The sequence below is a fragment of the Candidatus Terasakiella magnetica genome, assembly GCF_900093605.1.
Taxonomy (GTDB): Bacteria; Pseudomonadota; Alphaproteobacteria; order Rhodospirillales; family Terasakiellaceae; genus Terasakiella; species Terasakiella magnetica.
Genome location: NZ_FLYE01000012.1, coordinates 269132 through 290789, shown reverse-complemented (window position 1 = coordinate 290789; position 21658 = coordinate 269132). Strand labels below are relative to the sequence as shown.

Sequence of the window (21658 nt, the reverse complement as noted above, 5' to 3'; positions counted from 1 at the left end):
AATGGGTTTAGGCCTTCAGCTTATAGCCGGTCTTAAACATGCGATAGCTGAGAATCCACAAACCTGTATTCACACCTGCCATCACCAGCATACCTGTCACAATATCGCTATCGGCCTGACCGATAAAGCCAGCGCGAAACCCATCAATCATGTAGAAAAACGGATTGATACTGGCGAGAAACTTGCCCAGTTCAGGTAAACGCTCAATCGAATAAAATGTGCCTGATAAAAACGACAAAGGCGTGACCACAAAGTTTGTCACCGCCGCCATATGGTCAAACTTCTCAGACCAGATGCCCCCCACAACACCAAAAAGTGAAAGCATCAACGCGCCCATAAAGCCGTGATAAAGCACAAGCCCGATATTATCCACACCAAGGGGTACAAACAGGCTCATAACCAAAATAATAATGGTGCCGATCAACAGCCCACGCGTTGTGCCGCCCATGGCAAAAGCAAAGGTCAGCTCATGGGCATTAAGCGGGGGCATGAGGGTATCAACAATATTGCCCTGCACTTTTGAAATCACAAGCGAGCTTGAGGTATTGGCAAAGGCATTTTGCGTAATTGCCATCATCACTAGACCGGGGGCGAGAAATTCAAGAAATGGCACAGAGCCGATCTGTTCCACCGCGCGCCCCAAGGCAAGAGAGAACACCGCAAAGAACAAGAGCGTGGTCACAAGCGGGGCCAACAGGGTCTGGGTATAGACTTTTAAGAAGCGGCGCACTTCGCGTGAATAAAGCGTCCACAGGCCCAACCAGTTGCGCGCATGGGGATTGACTTCAATCGGAGTCATAAGGGTTTCTCTTTTTTGAATTTCAACGTTATGGTTACACCCTATAACAGGCAAAGGCGTATGAGTTAAGTGAGATATGTCACAAGATAAGAAAATTCCAAGACCCGTGACAAAGGAATCTTTGCGCAATGCGGCGCTCAATTACATCGACCGCTTTGCCACATCGCGCCATAACCTGCGCCATGTGCTCGTGCGGCGCGTGCAAAAATCCAATTATTATCATGATACCTCTATCCAAGACGGGATCGACTGGATTGAAGAGCTGTTGGATAAACTGGAACAAGCTAAATTCATTGATGATGCGCGTTATGCAGAAGGACGCGCCGGCGCACTTCATCGAAAAGGTACCTCCCAACGCGTGATCCGCATGAAGCTTATGGAAAAGGGCCTCAGTGAAGATCACATTAATAAAGCTCTTGAGGCCTTGCGCGAAGAAAGCCAAAGCGAGAATTTAGAACGCGACGCTGCCATTGCCTTGGCGCGCAGACGTCGCTTAGGCCCATGGCGCTTGCCTGAAAAACGCGAAGACTTAAAAGAAAAAGACCTTGCCGCCATGGCACGGGCAGGCTTTTCCTATGACCTTGCACGCGAGATCATTGAAGCCGAAACGATTGAAGATTTAGAAGACTAGGGCGTAAACGTTCTAAAGGATCAAACCAGAATATTGAGATAATAGCCACGCGGCACATCATCGCGCAACGGCTGACCAGAGGCCAACAGGCGGCGCAGACGTTCTAAAGCCCCACGGATATCGGGGCCATCACGGCGACCGACTTTGGCAATACGCACGCGTTCTTCACGATCAGCACCATAAGAGCCCCGATCACTAACAACTGGTTGGGTTGTTGAACCCGATATGCGAACATTTGACGACATGGGTGCGATTCTATCACCCAGAGCCCTAATGCACCAGTTCTTTATCAGCTAACCTGGTAATAATCCGATGTTTTGGTCACAGCTGGGATATCACTTTTGCCACGCACTTCCTGAAAGCGGTTCAACGTCCAATGAACCGATGGAAAAGCAAGATCATCCCACGGGATTTCATCCCAGCCAAACAACTCAACTTCAAGGCTTTCTACACCCGCTTTAAAATCAGGCGTGCGCATGGGCGCGCGATGCATAATCATGACATGACCGACTGTTGGGACTTCATAGATACCCAAAATATCCTGAATATCCACATCTACCCCGGCTTCTTCATAGGCTTCGCGCTTGGCCCCTTCAGCAACTGTTTCATCCAGTTCCATAAAGCCTGCGGGAAAGGTCCATTTACCATAAGATGGCGCTATGGCCCTGCGACATAAGAGAAATTTGTCTTCCCATGTGCAGACAGCCCCGACCACAATTTTCGGGTTTTGATAATCAATAAAGCCGCAATCAGGGCAGACAAGACGTTCCTTATCATCGCCTTCAGGGACTTTTTTGATGCTGGGGCCGTTTAATTTCTGTTCAGTCATGCTCATAGTGTGCCTTGAGCCAAAAATATAAGCAAGAGACTTCACATAAACCCTTGCAAATACATATGAAGTTAGGAAAGACTACATTCGAAGTTAGTTTTTAGATTTATACAAAGTGAAATATTTTTTATGTTTTTCAAAACAGATGAATCCAACCCGCTGCCCCATCATCCCTTTAAGGCCTGCATCATCCCGCGCCCCATCGGGTGGGTCAGCACGCTGAGTGAGGGGGGAATCGGTAATGTTGCACCCTTTAGCTTTTTTAATGGTGTTGCGCAAAACCCACCACAGCTAATGATAGCGATCAATGGCCCCACCCCTCATTCAGACACCAAAGATACCCTTCAAAACATTGAAAAAAATAAAGAATTTGCCATTAATATTGCTAATTTTGATTTAAAAGACGAAATGTTCAGAACCGCCGCACCGGAACACCCAGACACGGATGAAGCCGATGTTGCAGGTTTGGAGATGGTACCCTCTACCTTAATAAAACCAAAAAGGATTAAAAAGTCACCGATCCATTTAGAGTGTGTTCTCACCCAAATCGTGCCTCTTTTATGTGACTCTGAGTCAGAGAAGAACACCGCCATCTTTGGAAAGGTGGTTGGCATCCATATTGATGATGACTGTTTGGTCGATGGAAAGGTTGATCCACGCAAGGTGAACCCCATATCAAGGCTTGGATATAAGGACTATGCCACTATTGGCGACCTCTTCCAAATGAACGCAAAGTGGCGCAAAAGCTGAAGTTTTTGCTTGTCAAACACCCCCTTAATCGTCCAGTTTAGTCAAAACAACGATTGCAGTATCACTTAAAAGGCCTCTGTCCATGTCCTATGACTCCAATAATATCTTTGCCAAAATCATTCGTGGTGAAATCCCCTGCGACAAGGTCTATGAAAGTGACCATGCCTTGGCCTTTAAAGATATTGCACCCCAAGCCCCCGTGCATATTTTAGTCATCCCAAAAGGGAGCTATGTGGATTATGACGATTTCAGCCAAAATGCCCCTGAAGGCGAGATTGTGGATTATATCCGCGCCATCGGCGTGGTCGCGCGTGAAGCTGGCGTGAAAGAAAGCGGCTATCGCATTCTTTCCAACCTGGGTGATGAAGGTGGGCAGGAAGTCCCTCACCTTCATGTTCATATCTTTGGCGGTAAACCACTGGGCCGCATGATTAAACCCATCGATAAATAAGACTCTCTTTTTAGTCGGGGGTCTTTCCCCTGAGCTAAGAACTTATAGGTCGTGGGGGACGTCCCGTTTTTTTGAAAGCCCGTTTCCCATGTCCACACTTTCCCCCATATCGCGCGGCCTTTTGATCATGGCCCTTGGCATTGCCTTAATGAGTGTGATGGATGCCATGATCAAACATCTCACCGACCATCTCAGTGCCGCGCAAATTCTTTTCTTTCGCTCCCTGTTTGGTTTTATCCCCTTGCTTTACATCATCGCTAAACAAGGCGGGATTAAATCCGTTCACACCAAGCGCCCCGTCTTACATCTCTTTCGCGCAGTTTTAGGGGCCATTATGTTTGTGGGCTTCACCATAGGTTTGCGCGAAATGTCCTTGGCCAATGCCTTGGCCATTTGTTTTTCAGCACCCTTTTTCATGGTGGGACTATCGGCCCTGCTTATTGGCGAGAAAATCGGATTTCACCGTATATGCGCTGTCATTGCAGGCTTTATCGGTGTCATGATCGTCTTACAGCCCGATGATGGCATCTTTGGGGGTGGGGCAGGCTATATGATGGTTGTGGCTGTGTCTTATGCACTCACTCAGGTACTTGCACGCAAATATAAGGAAAGTGAAACTGCGCTTAGTTACACCTTCTGGACCACCTTGGGGATGAGCTTAATCGGCTTTACTTTTAGCCTGTTTTTCTGGCAAGAGCTGACCTTTTTCAACCTTTTATGGTGCGTCGCCATGGGATTATTTGGCACCGTTGCGCATTATTTTATGACCGAAGCTGCGCGCATTACCTCGCCCATTATCGTTAGCCCCATGGAATATACAGCGCTTATCTGGGCAGCTGTCTTTGATTGGACCTTCTGGCACGTGATACCCGAACAGGCCACTGTTGCAGGTAGCCTTGTGATTGTTGCCAGTGGCATTTATATTTTATGGCGTGAGCGCACCCAATCCCATGAAAGTCTCTCCTTATGAACATTCGCCCCATTGAAATTAATGATTACAGTCGATGGTTTGATCTTTGGCAGGCCTATCTGGCTTTTTATACGGTTGAGCTTAGTGATGAGGTCACCCAAAAAGTCTGGGAACGGCTCATGAATGAAGATGATAAAGATCTTTACGGGCTAGTCTGTGAAGATGAAGACCATGTTATTGGCTTTACCCATTATTTCTTTCATGGCACCACATGGTTTGACAGCTCTTATTGCTATCTTGAAGACTTATTTGTCGAACAATCTGTTCGGGCGCGCGGTGCGGGGCGCGCGCTAATCAATGGGGTAAAAGAACAGGCCCAAACCCATGGTGCTGCAAAACTTTACTGGCATACCGATAAGCAGAATGAAACCGCGCAAGGTCTTTACAATAAAGTCGCTGATCTCACAGACTTCATCCGTTATGACATTGCTTTAAAACCTTAAGCCTCTATCAGGCTTCACTTACTCATTCATCATCAAGTTTTTGCTGTAAGCGATAAGGATGGGGTGGATAAACACCAAGGATTTTCATATTGCTGGTGAAGAAATCAAGCTCTTCCAAGGCAAGGCGCAAATCGCGGTTTTCCGGATGGCCTTCACAATCAACATAAAACTGCGCGGCAATGAAAGAACCATCTACAATATAGCTTTCCAGCTTGGTGATGTTAATCCCGTTGGTGGCAAACCCGCCCATGGCCTTGAATAATGCCGCTGGAACGTTGCGCACACGAAAAATAAATGAAGTGACCGCCATGCCCGCTTTTGCGTGTGGCACAATAGCCTCTTTTGCCATCACGACAAACCGCGTGGTGTTATGTTCTGCATCTTCAATATCAGCCGCCAATGAGGTCAGACCATAAATCTCACCCGCAAGTTCTGAGGCAATTACCGCCTTTGTCGTATCACCGGATTTGGCAATTTCCTTGGCTGAACCTGCCGTATCAACCGCGACCACTGGCTTGATACCATGTTCCTTTAAATAATCACGACATTGGTTAAGCGCATGGACGTGGCTGTAAACTTCCGTAACATCTTCAAGCTTTGTGCCGGGCACCGCCAAAAGGTGATGGTTGATGCGTTGATAATGCTCTCCAATAATATGAAGGCCGGATTCCGGTAAAAGATGATGGATATCTGCCACACGACCCGCCACAGAATTTTCAATGGGGATCATGGCTAAGGCCGCATCACCATCACGCACAGCTGCAAACGCATCTTCAAAGGTATGGCACGGCAATGTATTCATCTCTGGGCGTGACATACGACACGCAAGATCAGAATAAGCCCCCAATTCCCCTTGGAAAGCGATCAATTTTGCCGGATCAACCGGACGCGACAGGTCAGACATTGAATATACTCTTTTTCTTATTTTATTTCAGTGCGGCGCGCGCACGTTCCAAATCAGCAGGAGTATCAACCCCTAAAGGCACCGTGTCAACGAGGGCCACATCAATGCGCATGCCATTTTCAAGCGCGCGCAGTTGCTCTAGTTTTTCACGACGCTCCAACACACTTGGGGCAAGATTGACAAAACGTTTCAACGCCTCACGTCTAAAGCCATAAAGACCGATATGATGATAAAGCGGGCCGTCCCCATAAGGCGCAGTTGCGCGGGTAAAATACAGCCCATGGCCCACATTGGCACCTTCTTCAAAACCAACAATAGCCTTTACCACATTGGGGTTTGTGCGCTCAGACTCTTCGCTGATTTCCACTGCTAATGTGGAAATATCCACAACCTCTTTACCCAAGGGGGCAAAAACCGTCTTCACCACATCAGGGTCAAGGGTTGGTAAATCACCCTGCACATTCACCACCGCATCATAAGCACCCTTGGGATCAAAATTTTCCACCGCTTCAAAAACACGATCTGAGCCAGAAGGGTGATCTGGTCGGGTCAAAACCGCATGACCGCCCGCTTTTGTAACCGCATCTGCAATTTCTTTTTCTGCGCAGGCGACAATCACCGGGCCAATCTCTGCTTCCATGGCGCGGCGCCAAACATGAACGATCATGGGCTCGCCACAAATATCAGCCAGCGGCTTACCCGGTAAACGCTCAGAAGCCATACGGGCAGGGATTACAACAACAGGATTTTTTGGCAAAGACATGGGTTTCACTCAATCTTGATTAACTTGCTCACAGTTTTAGACCATTTCATTCATATGTCAAAGCCCAGAAAAAACCATCAAAAACCCCTTGACGATTTAAAATTATCTCCTATTTTTGAATGAACGTTCATTAATTGGAAATTACCATGGCACGTCCGCGTTCTTTTGATAAAAACACTGTTCTTGATCAGGTCATGATCCTGTTTTGGGAAAAAGGCTATGGCGCGACTTCCATGATAGATATCCAAAAGGCCACGGGCCTTAAACCCGGCTCGCTTTATGATAGTTTTGGCGATAAACATGCCTTGTTTCAAGATGCCCTTAGCCATTATCGCCAAACGATTGTGCGCAAACGCCTTGATAAATTGATGATGCCCGGCCCAGCCAAAGGACGTCTTGAAGAGTTTTTTAATGACCTGATTGAATTCTCCCTTGGCGAAGGTAAAAAACTTGGCTGCCTCATGTCTAATAGCGCCATAGAACTCGCGCCTCATGATGCGGTGATTAAAGCACAGGTCCAAGATAACCTTGTAGAAATTGCTGAGACTTTTTGTGGTGTCATTGAAGAAGGCATTGCCAATGGGGAATTTAAAACAACTGAACCTGCTGAAAACATTGCGCGTTTTCTCACCAGTACCGTTCAGGGCCTGCGCGTTATGGCGAAAAGTTCCACCACAAAAGAAACCCTGACGACCACGGCCCGTTTGGCCTTAAAAATCCTCGACTAAAATTTTTTTCACACTTTTTGAATGAACATTCAAATACTAGGAGTAAACTTACATGATCACGCCTCGCACACAAGTTCCCGATTTCTCTGTCACCTTAATGGACGGTACAAAATGGTCCCTTGGCGATCAAAAGCCTGACAGTTTCACCATGATTGCCTTTTATCGTGGCTATCATTGCCCACTTTGCAAAATGTATCTGGGCAAACTCAACTCGCTGGTTGAGGGATTAAAAGAACGCGGCATTAACCTGCTTGTCGCCAGTTCTGATAGCAAAGAGCGCGCAGAGCTTGCCCAAAAAGATTGGGACATTGAAAATCTGCCACTAGCTTATGGGCTATCCATTGAGGAAGCGCGCGCGCTTGGCCTGTTTGTCTCCCATGGCATTGGCACTACCTCCATCGGTGTTGAAGAGCCGGAAATTTTCTCAGAACCGGGCCTTTTCATGATCCGCCCCGACCAAACGCTCTATTTTGCCGATATCCAAACCATGCCGTTTTTGCGCCCTGACCTTTCTGGCCTGCTGGCAAATCTGGATTTCATTATGGCGAAAGACTATCCCGCCCGTGGTGAAGCTTAAATCTTCTATGAACACAACCGTCATCCCCAACAAGGCGGGGATGACGGCTGAGTTTTTTCGGTATATATAAGGCTGATGATCATGTCATCTCAGCCCAAAACGCCCTTTGGCCTTTATATTCACTGGCCTTATTGTGTCTCAAAATGCCCTTATTGCGATTTCAACTCCCATGTGGCAAAGAGCGTGGATCATGATCAATGGGCGCAAGCCTTTATCAATGAGTTAACCCGCATTCATCAAGAAAGTGCTGAGCAGACCATTTCCAGTATTTTCTTTGGCGGTGGCACCCCCTCTTTAATGGCGCCCCAAACGGTTGAGAGTATTTTACAAACAGCCCAAAAGCTCTGGGGCTTTAGCCCTGATATCGAGATTACGCTTGAAGCCAATCCGACCACGGTTGAAACAGATACATTTGCTAATTTTAAATCCGCTGGCATTAACCGCCTTTCTATTGGCATTCAGTCTTTGCGCGCCAAGGCCTTAACATTTTTAGGGCGCGCCCATTCTTTAGAAGAGGGCTTTCGCGCCCTTGAGCTCGCCCAAAAAACCTTTGATCGCTATAGCTTTGATCTGATTTATGCCCGCCCTGATCAAACCTTACAGGATTGGCAGGATGAGCTCACAGAAGCGTTAAATCTAAGCGCAGGCCATCTCTCGCTTTATCAATTAACCATTGAGCCCGGCACCGCCTTTTATAAAGAAGGCGTACCCAGTGTGGATGAAGATTTAGGCGCGGACCTGTTTGATCTCACCCAAGAGATGATGGAAAAAGCCCACATGCCCGCTTATGAAATTTCCAACCATGCCAAAAGCGCTCAAGAAAGCCGCCATAATCTGATCTATTGGCAAGGTGATGATTATATCGGGATCGGACCGGGTGCCCATAGTCGGCTTAGTAACCAAGCCATTCACCAAATTTACCAACCAGACCTTTGGCTTAACGCTATTGCTGAGAAAAAATCCGGTGAGCAAAAACGCAAATCTATCCCCACAGAAGAACGTATTATCGAGCTCATCATGATGGGCTTGCGTTTAAAAGAGGGGATTGACTGTGCCCATTTTAAAAGCCTGACCCATCAAGGGCTTAAAGACTGTCTTGAGCCTGAAGGTTTAGAAATCCTGATCGAAAATGGTCTTGTTTGCTGGACTGAGACCCATTTACGCGCCAGCCCTGAAGGGCGTAAATGCCTTAATGGGGTGATTGAAAAACTCATCCTTGTTTAAGGAGACTACTTCGGCCCCAACTCATCCTTAAGCTGGGCAACAATGCTGGTAAATTCTTTCCAATCTTGGCCTGCCATATCCGCAGTGCCCGCCTGAAAGTCCGAAACCATAGACAAGATCAACTCACACATGGACACACGCGCACTGTCTTCACGCTTTTCCAACTTGCCCGCCAGTTTATTGGTCACAGAAACCAGCTTTTCCAGAAAATAGGATGGATTTTTATTTTCATCCACCTGACTTGAAACCTTACCGCACAGCCAGAAAACCTGCACCGCATGGCGCTCAATTTTCAAAGATTCCACACGGATTAAGGCTTTTCTCTGATCGGTGAGATATTGCTTTTCATCCTGCTTAGGCAAAGCTTTAAAGGCCACGGGGTTAGGCACCTCAACAAGCGGGATTTCTTCTGTGCCGGGACGGGCATTACTACGGCGGTCCGGCCCGACATATTCCATCGTCACTACAAAGGGTTTGCGCTTTCGAATGCGGCGTTCCACCCGATCAATGATATTGCCCAAGGCAACGGGCTTGACCAACACATCATCTAAGCCAGCTTCAGATAATATTTCCAAAGTCGCAGGGTCTGGCGAATCGATAATGGCAAAAATAACACAAAATGGATTAATCGCTGTTCTGCCATGGCGGATATTATTAATCACTTCGGCAACATGGGCCGTGCCCAAATTATTATCCACAAGGATTAAATCCAGCTCATTGCCTTTCATGCGGTTTCTAAAATCAATAAAGCTGCTCACTTCATCAATTTCGCGAAAGCCCTGCATATGAAGGCCACCCTTGATGCTTTGGCGCGATTGAGAATTTGCATCGGCCAAAATAAAACGAATCGCCCCAAAATCCAGTTTATCACGGTAATCTTCTTTAAAAAGAACACTGGTGTGGTTTGTATTTTCCGTATCAATCTGGCCTTTTTTCGCTGCCTTCATCAAGGAAGCCGGATCAGATAAATCTACCAGAATTTGGTTTTGTTCACGCAAGCGCGTAATCAGCGTGCGCACCAGGTTTTTCGTAAAAATATCTAATGATTCTTGTTTTTGATTAAAGGTCGGCGCATCAACCACGATCAAACTTAGGTCCTCAAGGGCGCGCACACTGGCAGAGCGTGGTTGAAAGTCCACCATCGACATTTCACCAAAAATCTCACCCGGTTTTAAAGTCTGTAAAACCATCTCACCACCATCAGTGCGCCGTTTTACAACCTCTACAGACCCTTTTTGCAAAATATAAGCACAATCAGGTGCATCCCCTTCTTTGAGGATATATTCACCTTTTTTATATTCTTTATTCTTATATTCTGGCATCGTTATTACTTATACTAATTTGTAACTGGCGCAAAACTTTTTGGTGCGGGAGAAATCTCGCGAAAATTCTTTTGTTTGACTTGCATCACCGCCAAGCCCCGCTCAGCCAAACCCCATTGGTGCAAACGGAAAATCCCATTCCTCCCTAAATAGCCCGCCGGGTCAGTCAAGGTCTGGCGACTATAATCAGCCTCACCTTTATCATTTGCCAAAACCGCGCTTAAAGCCACCGCATCATAAGCCAAGGTCGCCAATCGATGGGGATTGGCATCATAAACCGAGCGATATTGACGTACAAATTCCCCGCGATTTTTCGCACTTGGCGCAGCAAACCATCCTCCTAAAAGGGCTGGTTCTGCACGAACCCATTTGGCTTCCCACAGGCTTGTACCTAACATGCGAACTTTTTTTGGGTCCACATCATAATAAGGCAGGTTCGCGGCAATAGATTGCAATGTCTTGCCCCCAGCGGCCACCAACAGTGCATCAAAATCTACATCACCAACTGTTTGTAACAGCTCAAGGCGTTCCAGCGCTTTTTGAGATAAGGCATCTTCCTTGCCTTCAAGTTCTGCTTTTTGCTCCAACAGCTCTTTGCGACGCTCATCATAATCCGCCATATCACGGATCATGGCAGGGAGATCGTCACTGCCTGAAAGGAACTGGACCACTTTTGACAATTCTGCCCCATTGGCAAGAACAGCTGCTTCAAAAGCCGTGCGCACACGAATGCCATATTCATCCGCAGGTGCGAGCAATGCAAAACGTGTTGAGCCTTGCAAGGCTGCGAAATTAATGATGCGCTCAACTTCTTCTTCAGGACGCACGCCTAAAACAAAGACATTTTGGCTCGCCGCTGTCGAATCGTTGGTAAAGGCAAGCGCATTCACGTTGGAGGCTTGCAAATAAGGCGCAATGGCTTGGGCAGATTTAGATAAAAGCGGCCCAACAACAATGGAAACCCCATCGGCAATGGCATATTGCACCGCCTGAACCGCCCCTTCAGGCGTACTTTGCGTATCATATGGCAGCAGCTCATAATTTGGTCCGGCAAAATCAAACAAGGCCAGCTGGGCAGCATTCATAATTTCTTTGCCCACGTTCGCTGCGCGCCCTGATAATGGCACAAGCAAACCAACGCGTGCAGCCCGCACACCGCCGCGCACATCATATTGCGTCATCCATTCTTGAGACTGGGCTTGCGCATCCGCATGGGCGACTGTTGGCTGGCTTGGGTCCCACGGCACAATTTCTTTTCCTTGTCGTGGTGCGGCTGTTGGGTCATAACTGCCCGGTGCAGGACCACGTGCTTGGGGTGTTGTCCCCGGAACTTCCCACCATTTAGGTGCGGTGATAGTCTGACAAGCGCTTAACACCAGAGTGATGAAGAACAGCAATGGCAAAACATAAAAACGCGGATTTAGAAACATCGGGTCCCCAAGACAACCAAGAAAATAATCAATTCGTCCCAGAGAGTACCCCTAGCACGCTTGCGAGTAAAGTGGCGGCTGGACTCTATATTGTCGCCACCCCTATCGGCAATGCCCAAGATATCACCTTGCGCGCCCTAAGTCTGTTAAAACAGGCCGATACGATTTTATGTGAAGACACCCGTGTGACGGCTAAATTATTAATGATACACGGCATCTCAAAGAAAAAATGCCATGCTTATCATGAACATAACGCTGAAAAAATGCGCCCAAAAGTTCTGGATAAACTCAACAGTGGCGAAGTGGTCGTGCTGGTCAGTGATGCCGGCACGCCTTTGATCAATGATCCGGGCTATAAATTGGTGCGTGAATGTAATGAATTGGGCCTGCCTTATACAACGGCACCCGGTGCCAGCTCGGTCATTACCGCCATGGTGCTTTCCGGCCTGCCTAGTGATCGTTTTCTTTATCTTGGTTTTTTACCCAACAAGACCGTTGCGCGCAAAAAAGCCCTTGAAGAAGTAAAATCCGTGCGCGCTACCTTAATTACATTAGAATCACCGCGCCGGGTCGCGGCCTGCCTTAAAGATATGGCAGACGTGCTTGGCAACCGCGAAGCCGCAGTTACGCGCGAGCTCACCAAACGATATGAAGAAGTCCGCCGCGCGCCCTTGCCAGAACTGGCTGAGCTTTATCAAAACGAAGTAGTCCGCGGCGAAGTGGTGCTGGTCGTCGGCCCACCTGATGAAAGCGTGAATGAAACCAGCGCGGAAGACTTAGACAGCTTACTAGAAAACGCCCTTGCCCGCCTGTCTGTTCGTGATGCGGTGGCAGAAGTGGTCGATGCCACAGGGCTTAAAAAACGCGCGGTTTATAATCGTGCGCTTGAGCTGACAAAAGAATCTTAAGCGAAAAATTTAATCGCTGCCATAAAGCCGCCAAGGGCAAATATCATCGCACCTGTGCGGATGGTCATGGATTGCTCAAGCTGCTTGAGGTCGTGCCTCATTGCCATTTCCAATTGCTTAAGGTCATGCTTTGTCGCCAGATTTTCATCAATCAGGCGCGTTTGCTCATTGGCAATGACTTCAGCTTGCGCTTCAGGCATGCCCGCAACGACCAGTTTTTTCACAAATGCATGGGTGTCAAAAATCAACGCACTCATCCTTAAATACTTTGAGCCTGCCCCATAAGTCTTTGTTATATTTCATAGCCTTACATTTGTTCGTCAGTAGGAAGGGTTTGTGCAGTGATGCTGGAAGCATCATCAGCAAACCCTAACGCCCTGACGGGCGAATGTAAGGCTACCCTTCGGGTCAAGATATAAAGGGCAACTATCGCGTTAATTCATTTAACCGATGCGCCGCATCGCTTTGCATGAGTTTCCTAATTTTTGCCCTTTATATCTTGATGAAAAACAACAAAGACTTATGGGGCAGGCTCTTAATAAATATGTGGTAAGCAGACCCAATTGTCCAGCCTTCTGATAAGAGCTATGAATGGATTACGCCGTTTTTTCCTCTAAGCCTTGCATAAAGTTTTGCATGATGGATAAAAAACTCAATGCCGTGCGTTTTGGACAATGGGGAGAAGGGCTCGCCTGTCTCTCTTTGCGCCTTAAAGGCTATAAAATATTAAAACGTAATTTTCGCAGTGCTGTTGGTGAAATTGATATTATCGCCAAGAAAGGCAAAACCCTTTGTTTTATTGAAGTAAAATCCCGCCCGACTGAACGTCTTGCACTTGAATGCCTGTCTGCTCGACAACAAAAACGGATTATTTTGGCAACCCAAGCTTTTCTTTCCTTTCATCCGCGCTATTCTCACCATACAATCCGATTCGATTTCTTCGCCATTACCCCTTATGGCTGGCCCTTACATATTAAAAATGCATGGTGTGAATAAATAATGACTGTCCGCTTAAGCGCCCTCATTCTCAGCTGTTTTATGATGATTTCCTGCACCCCCATTGGCATGTTGACCTCCATTGGCACCACGGCAGGCACCTTTGCGATGGAAGAGCGTGGCCTTCAAGGGGTAACAGACGATCTGGGCCTTAAAGCCGATGTGATTGCCAAATGGGCCAATGAAGACCTGTCTTTTACAACGGACCTCACCGTCATTGTTTATAACGCCAAAGCCTTAATCATTGGCTCGGTTGATAATCAAGACCAGCGCGCCCAAGCGGTCGCAAAAACATGGGAAGTTGCAGGCATCAAGGATGTATTTAACGAAATTATCCTCAAAAAACACTCAAGCTTGCAAGATTTTGCCCATGATACATGGATTGATACGAGCTTGCTTGCCTCTGTGACTTTTGATGCCCAGATCATGGATATTAACTATCGCTTTGAAACAGAGGGCGGCACGGTTTACCTGATCGGTATGGCCCAGAGCCCGGCTGAGCTTAACCGCTTCATTGCCCATGCGAAATCTACGTCATATGTGCGCAAAGTGATCTCTCATGTGGAAATAAAACCACGCAAATCCATGTTCCGCCCCAGCGCGAATAAGCCAAGTTCAACCAATGACCCTGCCTGAGCGACTGAAATCAGCCTTAAAAGAACAGGGACAAGGTGAGGATGAGACTCTTGATCTCATGGAAACGGCCTTTCTCGTTTCAAAGATTCTCAAACCCTCTGGCAATATTGAAAGCTATCGGGCCAAGATTGATGGCTTAACAGCAGATTTACAGCTTCGCTTTGATGAGTTAACAGATCAGCATCCTCCTTTACAAGCCAAGGTGAAAAGCCTGCAAAAGCTCTTGCATGAGGACATGGGGTTTCACGGCGATGAAGATGCCTTTGATGATCTTGACCACCTTAATATGTTCTCAATGCTTGATGAGCGCTGCGGCACGGCCTTGGCCTTAAGCATTCTCTATATCCATTGTGCGCAGGCCTGTGGCTGGTCCGTCCATGGGCTTAATTTCCCCGGCTACAGCCTGATCTGCCTAGATGAAGGCAACCAACGCACCATTTTGGACCCGTTTAATGGCTGTGTTGAAATTGATGCCTATACTTTGCGCCAAATGATTAAGCTCATCGCAGGGGGTGATGCGGAATTACTGCCGGAATTTTACGAAAATCTGTCTGCAAAAACACTGACCTTGCGCCACATCACAAGTATTAAAGCCCATTTCCTGCGCTGCGAGCAAATGCCCCAAGCCCTTGAAATACTGGAAGCCACTTTGTGTCTAGAGCCTCACTCAGCTGCCTTTTGGCGCGAGACAGGCCTGTTACAAGCGCGCATTGGTCAACTTGATGAAGCCATGGTCTCTTTAAAAGAATCGCTTAAATATACCAATGATCCAGATACGGTCCGCCATACCCAGCATATTCTTGATGACTTAGAATCCAAAACGCGCGAATAGGGCTCACAACACAACTCATAATACCTTTGAAATGAAATAACTATACGAAAGTGGTATTTTTTATGGTTTCCCACTCATATGGGTGATGTGTATTTGACCAGTTGGTTTATGTTTGTTGCATGGCAATAAGAAAATAAGGCCAGTAAAACTTGAGAGATTGCATTTAATTTACACAATTTTTGGCGGATTAAATCATGCAGACGCAAATCAATACCCACGCAGCAACGAAGCAAAAAGATATTCCATATTCTGATTTCGAAGTTGCCCTAATTGATAACCCTCGCTCAAAAGAGCGCAAGGAAATCTCTAAAGGACGTTTTATGATCTGGGGTGAAGTCAAAAGCAACGACTGCCCGGCTTAAAAACCACTTCACAACTTTTTTACCATCAGCATCTGGCACGCTCGGCGTTCTTGGTCTATATCTGTGCGCATATCGTTTTCGTGAAATGAAGGAATTTTCATGTCTTTGCGCGTTGCCATTCAAATGGACCCGATCGACTCTATTGATATCAATGGAGACTCCACCTTTGTTCTTGGCCTTGAAGCCCAGATGCGCGGTCATTCGCTCTATCACTATCTGCCCCAAGACCTGACCATGGTTGATGGACGGGTTGTGGCCTATGCCCATCCCATGACTTTACAACGCGAAAACGGCAATCATTTTGACTTTGGCGAGCCTCGCTGGATTGACCTGTTAGATGATGTGGATGTGGTGCTCATGCGCCAAGACCCGCCATTTGACATGGCCTATATTACCGCAACTCACCTGCTTGAGCATATCCATCCACAAACCTTGGTGGTCAATAACCCTGCAGAAGTGCGCAACGCCCCTGAAAAGCTGTTTGTCACAAAATTCCCCGACTTGATGCCGCCTACATTGATCACCTGCAATAAAGAGCAGATCGATAATTTTCGCGAAAAACACCAAGACATTATCGTCAAACCGCTGTTTGGCAATGGTGGGGCGGGTGTCTTCCATATCAAACCCGGTGATGAAAACCTCAATTCCTTAATCGAGATGTTTTCAGAACTCTACCGCGAACCGATCATGGTGCAAGCCTACCTGCCAGATGTGCGCAAAGGCGATAAACGCATCATCCTTGTCGATGGTAAACCCGCCGGTGCAGTGAACCGCATTCCCGCAGAAGGCGAAGCGCGTTCTAACCTGCATGTGGGGGGACAAGCCGCTAAATCTATTCTTACTGAGCGTGAGCTTGAGATTTGTCGCCGCATCGGGCCAGAATTAAAAGCCCGCGGTATGATCTTTGTCGGTATTGATGTGATCGGGGATTATCTCACCGAAATTAACGTCACCTCCCCAACAGGCTTGCAGGAAATCAACCGTTTTGACGGCTCCTGCCTTGAAGGTGAGATTTGGGATGCGATTGAACTACATATTTCCCAAAAAGACTAAGTGAATTAAAAATCTGAATAATCAGGCGCGCGTTTCTCCATAAAGGCCTGGATGGCTTCTTGCAATTCTGGGCTTTTTAAACAGCTGGCAAAAGCGATAAACTCTTCTGCCATGCGCCCCTCTAAATCGCGCGTTTTACTTTTCATCAAGGCCTTGGTGGCAAGCAAAGCTGTGGGTGGTTTTTGAGCGAGTTTCTGTGCGGTTTCAAGTGCGTGCGCTAAAGCTTTGTCTTTTGAAACCAGCTCATTTATCAGACCCAATTCTAAAGCCAAACGGGCTTCAAAACTTTCCCCTAACATTAGTAATTCAGATGCCTTTTGGTGACCTATAAGTCTTTCCAATAATAGTGTTGAGCCTGCTTCTGGCACTAAGGCAATGTTAACAAAGGGAAAAGAAAGGCTTGCCTGCTCACTGGCATAGATAAAATCGCAGTGAAGTAACAGGGTCGCCCCTACCCCCACACACAGGCCTTCTACGGCTGCAATCAATGGCTTTTTCATCTGTGAAATCTGTGTGATGAACCGAGCCGGACCTGCCTTTTCATCTAATTCAGGATGGGCAAGAAAATCCTGCAAATCATTGCCCGTGGTAAAATTCTCATTTGCTGTGGCCAAAATACAAGCGCGAATATCTGCGGCCTGATCGGCTTCAACTAACGCATCAGAAAGTGCCTCATACATGGCAAGGGTGATGGCATTTTTCTTTTCAGCGCGATTAAATTTAATCACCCGCACAGGCCCATGGGTTTCAATTAAAATATCTTGTGTCATCACCATCCTCACCCCAAACCAATAAATACGTCATCACAATCTTTGCAGAGCAAAATTCACTTGTCGAGCTTTGTTGAGAGGATTACATAGGATTGCATGACATATTCAGCTGGTTTTTCCTCTTTTCGCACATCTGATCCTGATGGCACATTAAGTTGCGCACTGTGGTATCCAACCACCGAACCTGCACAAAACTTTCGCCAAGGGGTCTATGATTTCTTTGCTGCCAAAAATGCAGAGATTGCCACGGGGTCTTTTCCTCTTATCATGATGTCCCATGGCTCGGGCGGGACGCGCTTTGGTCATTGCAAAACTGCTGAATTTCTCGCCCAAAACGGCTATATGGTGCTAGCGCCTGAACATCCCAATAATAATTTCTTTGATGATAGCGGGGTAGGCTCTGCCCATACCTATCAATATCGCTCCCACCATCTAAAATCCGCCCTTGATGGCCTTTTATCTGCCCAAAAATGGTATAGCTCTATTAATGCGCAAAAAATTGCTGTTTTTGGTTTTTCACTGGGGGGCTATACGGCGCTGACTTGTGTGGGGGCCAAGCCAAATGTCAAAGGCCTTGCCCAACATATCCGCGCAAATCGTGAGTTTGATCCCATCTTCAGCGGCTATGAAGTCATTGTGCGCGATGGCTTTGAGGAAGAGTTTCTGCCCACAACGCCGGACCCGCGCTATAAAGCCTGCATTGCCCTTGCCCCTGTGAGTGGCGGGCTGTTTCCAGCCTCCTCGCTTAGCAAAGTCACATGCCCAGTGCAGATTTTCAGGGCAGAGCGCGACATGATCTTGCGTCATCCCTTTCACGCAGATGAAATTCGCCAAGGTCTCACCACATCATGTGAGTATCATGTCACTGAAAAAGCAGGACATTTCTCGTATCTTTCACCTGTGCGAGAAGAGGCAAAAGCCGCACTTGGGGAGCTTGCCAATGATGATCATGGTTTTGAGCGTGAGGCCGAACATGAAAAAATTCATCATTTAATCCTAGATTTTCTGCATAAAGCCCTTTCCTAAGTGCCCCCTTCGAGATACATAACCTGTGTTTTCCTGCGTTGCGCAAGGAAACTTTAAAAATAGGTCCCTACCTTTATGTTATGGGAAACACGAGAATAAGATGATTTCAGCTTTTACAAAATCTTTTGCCCAACTGCCTGATCCGACATTTCGAAAAGTCATTCTTTTAGGAATTCTCGGCTCATTCATCACTTTTATCCTGCTCTTTAGTGTCGTCACAGGTTTTCTTTTTGATGCGGTTTTAGTGAATATTCCATGGATTGATGTGGCAATTGATTGGCTGGGTTCCATTGCCACCCTTGCGGTGGTCTGGCTTTTGTTCCCCGCTGTTGCCTCAGTCATCATCGGTTTTTTGCTGGAAGATATCGCACAAGCTGTTGAAAATAAGCACTATTCCAACCTGCCACCCGCCAACCCCATTCCCTGGGGGGAAACATTGGTTGAGGCAATTAAATTTGCCGGTGTGATGATCTTGCTCAATATTTTAGCCTTGCCGATTTATTTACTCTTTCCAGCGGTGAACCTACTGGTGTTTTACCTGCTTAACGGCTATTTAATAAGTCGCGAGTATTTTGAATTGGTAGGTCAACGTCGTGTGGGTGTAAAAAAAGCCAAAGCATTGCGTAAAGTCTATCAGGGGAGATTACTGATCGCAGGGGCATTGACTGCTTTCCTGTTGACGATTCCTCTGGTAAACCTATTAGCACCAGTGGTCGGCACAGCCGTCATGGTACATCTGTTTCATAACTGGCGACAGGAGCCGAAATTCCTGATGCTGGAAAATTCTTAAGGAGTATGTGTGAGTATGTTTGGGCGTAATAAAAACGGCGACAAACCGACCACCGAGGAAAAGAAAGATCAACCTGCTAGCACAACAGATGCAAATGCAGATAAAGTTGAACAACTTCCCCCGTTGAAACCTTTTTCTGCAAAAGGTTCACATACTGCCAGCCCACCGAGCAAACCTGCGGTACCTAATGCGGCCTCTACGGGTTCAGCGCCGGGTTATCGCCCCGATATTGCGGCGCGTCGCCTCATGGATATTCCTGGTGCAACGCCGCGCCGTGGGGATCAACGCAATTTCCAAGACCCACGCACGCTTACAGTGGGCCGTGAAATTTCCCTTCGTGGTGAAATCACCTCCTGTGAAACCTTGATCGTTGAAGGTCAGGTTGATGCAAAAATCACTGATGCGCGTGTTCTTGATGTGCCAAATGGTGGTGTCTACACAGGCACAGCCCATGTGGAAGAAGCTTTCATTTCAGGTGTGTTTGATGGTGAGCTTTATGCCTATAAAACACTGACCGTTAAAAGCGGTGGCCGCGTTAAAGGTGATGTGCGTTATGGTCGCATCGTCATTGAAGAAGGCGGTGAGATTGCGGGTTCTATGTCCACACTCAGCCCGGACGAAATCGCAAAAGCCCGTAACGAAGACGGCAAATAAGCTATTATTATGTCTTTTTATTCTCGCGCCGTTCAAGCCACTGCTTTGTGCGGCGTGTTAGTGCTGGCTGCCTGTTCTAGCCCCAATTCCGATGATATGTATCGCGGCGGGCGAAAAATACCACAAGGCCAAGAACAACAAGCATCACAGGCTCAACCCGTTCTCAGCGCTCAACGCCTTGCCGCCATTAAAGCCTTTGGTCTGGACCATCAGGTCAGACCGGAAAAGCTGGTCGGTATGTCTGCCTTTGATGTAAAACAAACCCTTGGTTTACCAAGCTTTGTGCGCAAAGATAATGGTGTTGAGATTTGGCAATATCGCACGCAGAATTGTATTCTTGATCTGTTTTTATATGAAGACCGCCAAAATGGGCTTTCAGTCGATCATAGCGAGCTGCGCGGCCCAGAGTTAGACAGTCGCGGTCAACTCAGCTGCCTTGAAACCATTATTATGGGACAAAGCTGATGCGCGGATGGATTGAAGCGTCACGTATTTATTTTGATCGACGCATCCTTGCCATCCTGTTTCTCGGTTTTTCAAGCGGCCTGCCCCTGCTTTTAGTCTATGGCACCCTATCTTATTGGTTGGGTGTTGAAGGGGTATCGCTTGCCACTATCGGCTTTTTCTCCCTTGCCCGCCTGCCCTATACCTTTAAATTTCTCTGGGCGCCGCTTATTGACCAAGTGCGCCTGCCCATTGTTCATCGCCTGATCGGTCATCGCAGAAGCTGGGCTTTACTATCCCAAGCCTGCCTAATCGCCTCCATCATCGGACTTGGCTATTCAAACCCGTCTGAGACCCCTGAACTCACTGCCCTTTTTGCTGTTTTGGTCGCCTTCTTTTCTGCCACACAAGATATTTTGATCGATGCCTATCGCATTGAGCTTTTAAAAGATGACGAACAAGGCGCAGGTGCCGCCATGTATGTAAACGGCTATCGCTTAGGCATGCTCATTGCCGGTGCGGTTGCCATTGGCCTCTCAGACTGGGTGTCCTGGCCCGTTGTTTATACCATCATGGGTGGGCTTATTGGGGTCGGCATGATCACCATCTTGCTTAATCGCGAGCCTGAAAATCTAGCTGCGCGCGCCCAATTGGTTGAACGCGATGGGCAATATGACGAGCTGGTCGCCCAAGGTAAAGCGCCTTGGCTTGCCGCCCTTATTGCTAATTTTAACATTGCTGTTATTCAGCCCTTTAAAGATTTCATGACCCGTGCAGGCTGGATTTGGGTATTGGTCTTTATTATCCTTTATAAAATGGGTGAAGCCATGCTTGGGGCTATGGCGAACCCGTTTTATCACCAGATCGGCTTTAGCGGAGCTGAGATTGCCTCAGTGACCAAAGTCTTTGGCCTTGCTGCCACAATCATTGGCGGGATGATCGGTGGCATTGTGGTTTATCGCTACGGCGTCATGCGTGCCCTGCTTTATTGCGGTATCGTACAGATGTTATCCACCCTGCTTTTTGCCATTCAGGCCGAGGTCGGGCATCATATTCCCATGCTTATGGTGGCTATTTCTGGTGAGAATGTCACAGCAGGCATGGCGACCACGGCCTTTGTCGCCTATCTCTCCAGCCAATGTAATACGGCCTATACCGCGACCCAATATGCCTTGCTCAGCTCGTTCATGGCGATCCCGCGCGATATGTTTGCAGCATTTTCCGGTGTCTTAGCAGAACAGGTCGGTTGGGTCGGGTTTTTTGTTGCCTGTTCAGCCATTGCAGCACCTGCATTAGTGCTCTTAATGTGGATGATGAAACGCTTTGATCATCAAGCGAAGAATCCTGCTTGAAAAAAGCGCCCCTT

The 21658-nt window shown here is 47.4% G+C and carries 28 protein-coding genes; 19 read left to right on the top strand and 9 right to left on the bottom strand.

Annotation, left to right across the window (positions count from 1 at the left end):
• Window positions 1-7: 7 nt before the first annotated feature.
• Complete coding sequence (locus MTBPR1_RS08285; RefSeq protein ID WP_069188535.1) at window positions 8-799, bottom strand: ABC transporter permease; 792 nt, start codon at window positions 797-799, stop codon at window positions 8-10.
• A 76-nt stretch (window positions 800-875) separates the two neighbouring features.
• On the opposite strand from MTBPR1_RS08285, the gene MTBPR1_RS08280 reads away from it, so the two are divergent.
• On the top strand, window positions 876-1430 hold the full coding sequence (locus MTBPR1_RS08280) for a regulatory protein RecX (protein ID WP_069188534.1): 555 nt from the start codon (window positions 876-878) through the stop codon (window positions 1428-1430).
• Window positions 1431-1450: 20 nt separating this feature from the next.
• On the opposite strand, the gene MTBPR1_RS08275 is transcribed toward MTBPR1_RS08280, so the two are convergent.
• The gene (locus MTBPR1_RS08275; RefSeq protein ID WP_069188533.1) at window positions 1451-1675 is read right to left on the bottom strand and encodes a hypothetical protein; all 225 of its coding nucleotides are present in this window, start codon (window positions 1673-1675) and stop codon (window positions 1451-1453) included.
• Between the two features lie 44 nt (window positions 1676-1719).
• Window positions 1720-2259: an NUDIX hydrolase gene (locus MTBPR1_RS08270; protein WP_069188621.1), complete on the bottom strand. Its 540-nt coding sequence runs from the start codon at window positions 2257-2259 to the stop codon at window positions 1720-1722.
• A 129-nt stretch (window positions 2260-2388) separates the two neighbouring features.
• Here MTBPR1_RS08270 and MTBPR1_RS08265 point away from each other — a divergent pair, with 129 nt between their 5' ends.
• From MTBPR1_RS08265 to MTBPR1_RS08250, 4 genes are all read left to right on the top strand, one after another.
• Window positions 2389-3009 carry a flavin reductase family protein gene (locus MTBPR1_RS08265; protein WP_069188532.1) on the top strand — a complete coding sequence of 207 codons (621 nt, stop codon included), beginning with the start codon at window positions 2389-2391 and terminating at the stop codon, window positions 3007-3009.
• Between the two features lie 82 nt (window positions 3010-3091).
• Complete coding sequence (locus MTBPR1_RS08260; RefSeq protein ID WP_069188531.1) at window positions 3092-3460, top strand: histidine triad nucleotide-binding protein; 369 nt, start codon at window positions 3092-3094, stop codon at window positions 3458-3460.
• A gap of 88 nt (window positions 3461-3548) precedes the next feature.
• The gene (locus tag MTBPR1_RS08255; RefSeq protein WP_069188530.1) at window positions 3549-4430 is read left to right on the top strand and encodes a DMT family transporter; all 882 of its coding nucleotides are present in this window, start codon (window positions 3549-3551) and stop codon (window positions 4428-4430) included.
• Window positions 4427-4873, top strand: coding sequence for a GNAT family N-acetyltransferase (locus tag MTBPR1_RS08250; protein ID WP_069188529.1), 447 nt, complete (start codon window positions 4427-4429; stop codon window positions 4871-4873). Before MTBPR1_RS08255 ends, MTBPR1_RS08250 begins: the two co-directional genes overlap by 4 nt.
• Window positions 4874-4895: 22 nt before the next feature.
• Here the strand turns inward: MTBPR1_RS08250 and MTBPR1_RS08245 are convergent, their stop codons facing one another.
• On the bottom strand, window positions 4896-5777 hold the full coding sequence (locus MTBPR1_RS08245; RefSeq protein ID WP_069188528.1) for a prephenate dehydratase: 882 nt from the start codon (window positions 5775-5777) through the stop codon (window positions 4896-4898).
• Window positions 5778-5799: 22 nt separating this feature from the next.
• The gene (locus MTBPR1_RS08240) at window positions 5800-6540 is read right to left on the bottom strand and encodes a 3-deoxy-manno-octulosonate cytidylyltransferase (protein ID WP_069188527.1); all 741 of its coding nucleotides are present in this window, start codon (window positions 6538-6540) and stop codon (window positions 5800-5802) included.
• A 146-nt stretch (window positions 6541-6686) separates the two neighbouring features.
• Between MTBPR1_RS08240 and MTBPR1_RS08235 the strand changes: the two genes are divergently transcribed.
• The 3 genes from MTBPR1_RS08235 to hemW all read left to right on the top strand — a co-directional run bounded on the left by MTBPR1_RS08235 (window position 6687) and on the right by hemW (window position 9069).
• Entirely contained in the window at window positions 6687-7268 is a 582-nt protein-coding gene (locus MTBPR1_RS08235; protein WP_069188526.1) for a TetR/AcrR family transcriptional regulator, read from the top strand.
• Window positions 7269-7320: 52 nt separating this feature from the next.
• A complete protein-coding gene (locus MTBPR1_RS08230) occupies window positions 7321-7845 on the top strand; it encodes a peroxiredoxin-like family protein (RefSeq protein WP_069188525.1) in 525 nt (174 codons plus the stop codon).
• 81 nt (window positions 7846-7926) lie between these two features.
• Window positions 7927-9069, top strand: a complete 1143-nt coding sequence (hemW, locus tag MTBPR1_RS08225) for a radical SAM family heme chaperone HemW (protein ID WP_083222982.1) — start codon at window positions 7927-7929, stop codon at window positions 9067-9069.
• Window positions 9070-9074: 5 nt separating this feature from the next.
• Here hemW and MTBPR1_RS08220 read toward each other — a convergent pair whose 3' ends face one another.
• On the bottom strand, window positions 9075-10391 hold the full coding sequence (locus MTBPR1_RS08220; protein ID WP_069188523.1) for a cyclic nucleotide-binding domain-containing protein: 1317 nt from the start codon (window positions 10389-10391) through the stop codon (window positions 9075-9077).
• Window positions 10392-10405: 14 nt separating this feature from the next.
• Entirely contained in the window at window positions 10406-11821 is a 1416-nt protein-coding gene (locus MTBPR1_RS08215; protein ID WP_083222981.1) for a penicillin-binding protein activator, read from the bottom strand.
• Here MTBPR1_RS08215 and rsmI point away from each other — a divergent pair.
• On the top strand, window positions 11788-12729 hold the full coding sequence (rsmI, locus tag MTBPR1_RS08210; RefSeq protein WP_083222989.1) for a 16S rRNA (cytidine(1402)-2'-O)-methyltransferase: 942 nt from the start codon (window positions 11788-11790) through the stop codon (window positions 12727-12729). The genes MTBPR1_RS08215 and rsmI overlap by 34 nt on opposite strands.
• Here rsmI and MTBPR1_RS08205 read toward each other — a convergent pair.
• On the bottom strand, window positions 12726-12986 hold the full coding sequence (locus tag MTBPR1_RS08205) for a CCDC90 family protein (RefSeq protein ID WP_069188521.1): 261 nt from the start codon (window positions 12984-12986) through the stop codon (window positions 12726-12728). The genes rsmI and MTBPR1_RS08205 overlap by 4 nt on opposite strands.
• Before the next feature lie 379 nt (window positions 12987-13365).
• Here MTBPR1_RS08205 and MTBPR1_RS08200 point away from each other — a divergent pair, with 379 nt between their 5' ends.
• The 5 genes from MTBPR1_RS08200 (at window position 13366) to gshB (ending at window position 16608) form a co-directional block, all read left to right on the top strand.
• On the top strand, window positions 13366-13725 hold the full coding sequence (locus MTBPR1_RS08200; RefSeq protein ID WP_069188619.1) for a YraN family protein: 360 nt from the start codon (window positions 13366-13368) through the stop codon (window positions 13723-13725).
• Window positions 13726-13728: 3 nt separating this feature from the next.
• Complete coding sequence (locus MTBPR1_RS08195) at window positions 13729-14361, top strand: BON domain-containing protein (RefSeq protein ID WP_069188520.1); 633 nt, start codon at window positions 13729-13731, stop codon at window positions 14359-14361.
• Complete coding sequence (locus MTBPR1_RS08190) at window positions 14348-15193, top strand: transglutaminase family protein (protein ID WP_069188519.1); 846 nt, start codon at window positions 14348-14350, stop codon at window positions 15191-15193. The genes MTBPR1_RS08195 and MTBPR1_RS08190 overlap by 14 nt, the downstream gene beginning before the upstream one ends.
• A 194-nt stretch (window positions 15194-15387) precedes the next feature.
• Window positions 15388-15555 carry a hypothetical protein gene (locus MTBPR1_RS18120; RefSeq protein WP_165602644.1) on the top strand — a complete coding sequence of 56 codons (168 nt, stop codon included), beginning with the start codon at window positions 15388-15390 and terminating at the stop codon, window positions 15553-15555.
• Between the two features lie 99 nt (window positions 15556-15654).
• Entirely contained in the window at window positions 15655-16608 is a 954-nt protein-coding gene (gene gshB / locus MTBPR1_RS08185; RefSeq protein WP_069188518.1) for a glutathione synthase, read from the top strand.
• Window positions 16609-16613: 5 nt separating this feature from the next.
• Here the strand turns inward: gshB and MTBPR1_RS08180 are convergent, their stop codons facing one another.
• The gene (locus tag MTBPR1_RS08180) at window positions 16614-17378 is read right to left on the bottom strand and encodes an enoyl-CoA hydratase (protein ID WP_069188618.1); all 765 of its coding nucleotides are present in this window, start codon (window positions 17376-17378) and stop codon (window positions 16614-16616) included.
• Between the two features lie 96 nt (window positions 17379-17474).
• On the opposite strand from MTBPR1_RS08180, the gene MTBPR1_RS08175 reads away from it, so the two are divergent.
• From MTBPR1_RS08175 to MTBPR1_RS08155, 5 genes are all read left to right on the top strand, one after another.
• The gene (locus MTBPR1_RS08175; RefSeq protein ID WP_069188517.1) at window positions 17475-18404 is read left to right on the top strand and encodes an alpha/beta hydrolase family protein; all 930 of its coding nucleotides are present in this window, start codon (window positions 17475-17477) and stop codon (window positions 18402-18404) included.
• 100 nt (window positions 18405-18504) lie between these two features.
• Entirely contained in the window at window positions 18505-19194 is a 690-nt protein-coding gene (locus MTBPR1_RS08170) for an EI24 domain-containing protein (protein WP_069188516.1), read from the top strand.
• A gap of 15 nt (window positions 19195-19209) precedes the next feature.
• A complete protein-coding gene (locus MTBPR1_RS08165) occupies window positions 19210-19848 on the top strand; it encodes a bactofilin family protein (protein WP_069188515.1) in 639 nt (212 codons plus the stop codon).
• Window positions 19849-19857: 9 nt separating this feature from the next.
• The gene (locus tag MTBPR1_RS08160) at window positions 19858-20313 is read left to right on the top strand and encodes a hypothetical protein (RefSeq protein WP_069188514.1); all 456 of its coding nucleotides are present in this window, start codon (window positions 19858-19860) and stop codon (window positions 20311-20313) included.
• Window positions 20313-21644, top strand: a complete 1332-nt coding sequence (locus tag MTBPR1_RS08155; protein WP_069188513.1) for an AmpG family muropeptide MFS transporter — start codon at window positions 20313-20315, stop codon at window positions 21642-21644. The genes MTBPR1_RS08160 and MTBPR1_RS08155 overlap by 1 nt, the downstream gene beginning before the upstream one ends.
• The last annotated feature ends 14 nt before the right edge of the window (window positions 21645-21658 follow it).

What these genes read in the sequence shown, in the direction of transcription:
- MTBPR1_RS08285 (WP_069188535.1), bottom strand. Translation starts at nt 799, where the DNA reads ATGACTCCGATTGAAGTCAATCCCCATGCGCGCAACTGGTTGGGCCTG.
- MTBPR1_RS08280 (WP_069188534.1), top strand. Translation starts at nt 876, where the DNA reads ATGTCACAAGATAAGAAAATTCCAAGACCCGTGACAAAGGAATCTTTG.
- MTBPR1_RS08275 (WP_069188533.1), bottom strand. Translation starts at nt 1,675, where the DNA reads ATGTCGTCAAATGTTCGCATATCGGGTTCAACAACCCAACCAGTTGTT.
- MTBPR1_RS08270 (WP_069188621.1), bottom strand. Translation starts at nt 2,259, where the DNA reads ATGACTGAACAGAAATTAAACGGCCCCAGCATCAAAAAAGTCCCTGAA.
- MTBPR1_RS08265 (WP_069188532.1), top strand. Translation starts at nt 2,389, where the DNA reads ATGTTTTTCAAAACAGATGAATCCAACCCGCTGCCCCATCATCCCTTT.
- MTBPR1_RS08260 (WP_069188531.1), top strand. Translation starts at nt 3,092, where the DNA reads ATGTCCTATGACTCCAATAATATCTTTGCCAAAATCATTCGTGGTGAA.
- MTBPR1_RS08255 (WP_069188530.1), top strand. Translation starts at nt 3,549, where the DNA reads ATGTCCACACTTTCCCCCATATCGCGCGGCCTTTTGATCATGGCCCTT.
- MTBPR1_RS08250 (WP_069188529.1), top strand. Translation starts at nt 4,427, where the DNA reads ATGAACATTCGCCCCATTGAAATTAATGATTACAGTCGATGGTTTGAT.
- MTBPR1_RS08245 (WP_069188528.1), bottom strand. Translation starts at nt 5,777, where the DNA reads ATGTCTGACCTGTCGCGTCCGGTTGATCCGGCAAAATTGATCGCTTTC.
- MTBPR1_RS08240 (WP_069188527.1), bottom strand. Translation starts at nt 6,540, where the DNA reads ATGTCTTTGCCAAAAAATCCTGTTGTTGTAATCCCTGCCCGTATGGCT.
- MTBPR1_RS08235 (WP_069188526.1), top strand. Translation starts at nt 6,687, where the DNA reads ATGGCACGTCCGCGTTCTTTTGATAAAAACACTGTTCTTGATCAGGTC.
- MTBPR1_RS08230 (WP_069188525.1), top strand. Translation starts at nt 7,321, where the DNA reads ATGATCACGCCTCGCACACAAGTTCCCGATTTCTCTGTCACCTTAATG.
- hemW (WP_083222982.1), top strand. Translation starts at nt 7,927, where the DNA reads ATGTCATCTCAGCCCAAAACGCCCTTTGGCCTTTATATTCACTGGCCT.
- MTBPR1_RS08220 (WP_069188523.1), bottom strand. Translation starts at nt 10,391, where the DNA reads ATGCCAGAATATAAGAATAAAGAATATAAAAAAGGTGAATATATCCTC.
- rsmI (WP_083222989.1), top strand. Translation starts at nt 11,788, where the DNA reads ATGGCAAAACATAAAAACGCGGATTTAGAAACATCGGGTCCCCAAGAC.
- MTBPR1_RS08215 (WP_083222981.1), bottom strand. Translation starts at nt 11,821, where the DNA reads ATGTTTCTAAATCCGCGTTTTTATGTTTTGCCATTGCTGTTCTTCATC.
- MTBPR1_RS08205 (WP_069188521.1), bottom strand. Translation starts at nt 12,986, where the DNA reads ATGAGTGCGTTGATTTTTGACACCCATGCATTTGTGAAAAAACTGGTC.
- MTBPR1_RS08200 (WP_069188619.1), top strand. Translation starts at nt 13,366, where the DNA reads ATGATGGATAAAAAACTCAATGCCGTGCGTTTTGGACAATGGGGAGAA.
- MTBPR1_RS08195 (WP_069188520.1), top strand. Translation starts at nt 13,729, where the DNA reads ATGACTGTCCGCTTAAGCGCCCTCATTCTCAGCTGTTTTATGATGATT.
- MTBPR1_RS08190 (WP_069188519.1), top strand. Translation starts at nt 14,348, where the DNA reads ATGACCCTGCCTGAGCGACTGAAATCAGCCTTAAAAGAACAGGGACAA.
- MTBPR1_RS18120 (WP_165602644.1), top strand. Translation starts at nt 15,388, where the DNA reads ATGCAGACGCAAATCAATACCCACGCAGCAACGAAGCAAAAAGATATT.
- gshB (WP_069188518.1), top strand. Translation starts at nt 15,655, where the DNA reads ATGTCTTTGCGCGTTGCCATTCAAATGGACCCGATCGACTCTATTGAT.
- MTBPR1_RS08180 (WP_069188618.1), bottom strand. Translation starts at nt 17,378, where the DNA reads ATGACACAAGATATTTTAATTGAAACCCATGGGCCTGTGCGGGTGATT.
- MTBPR1_RS08175 (WP_069188517.1), top strand. Translation starts at nt 17,475, where the DNA reads ATGACATATTCAGCTGGTTTTTCCTCTTTTCGCACATCTGATCCTGAT.
- MTBPR1_RS08170 (WP_069188516.1), top strand. Translation starts at nt 18,505, where the DNA reads ATGATTTCAGCTTTTACAAAATCTTTTGCCCAACTGCCTGATCCGACA.
- MTBPR1_RS08165 (WP_069188515.1), top strand. Translation starts at nt 19,210, where the DNA reads ATGTTTGGGCGTAATAAAAACGGCGACAAACCGACCACCGAGGAAAAG.
- MTBPR1_RS08160 (WP_069188514.1), top strand. Translation starts at nt 19,858, where the DNA reads ATGTCTTTTTATTCTCGCGCCGTTCAAGCCACTGCTTTGTGCGGCGTG.
- MTBPR1_RS08155 (WP_069188513.1), top strand. Translation starts at nt 20,313, where the DNA reads ATGCGCGGATGGATTGAAGCGTCACGTATTTATTTTGATCGACGCATC.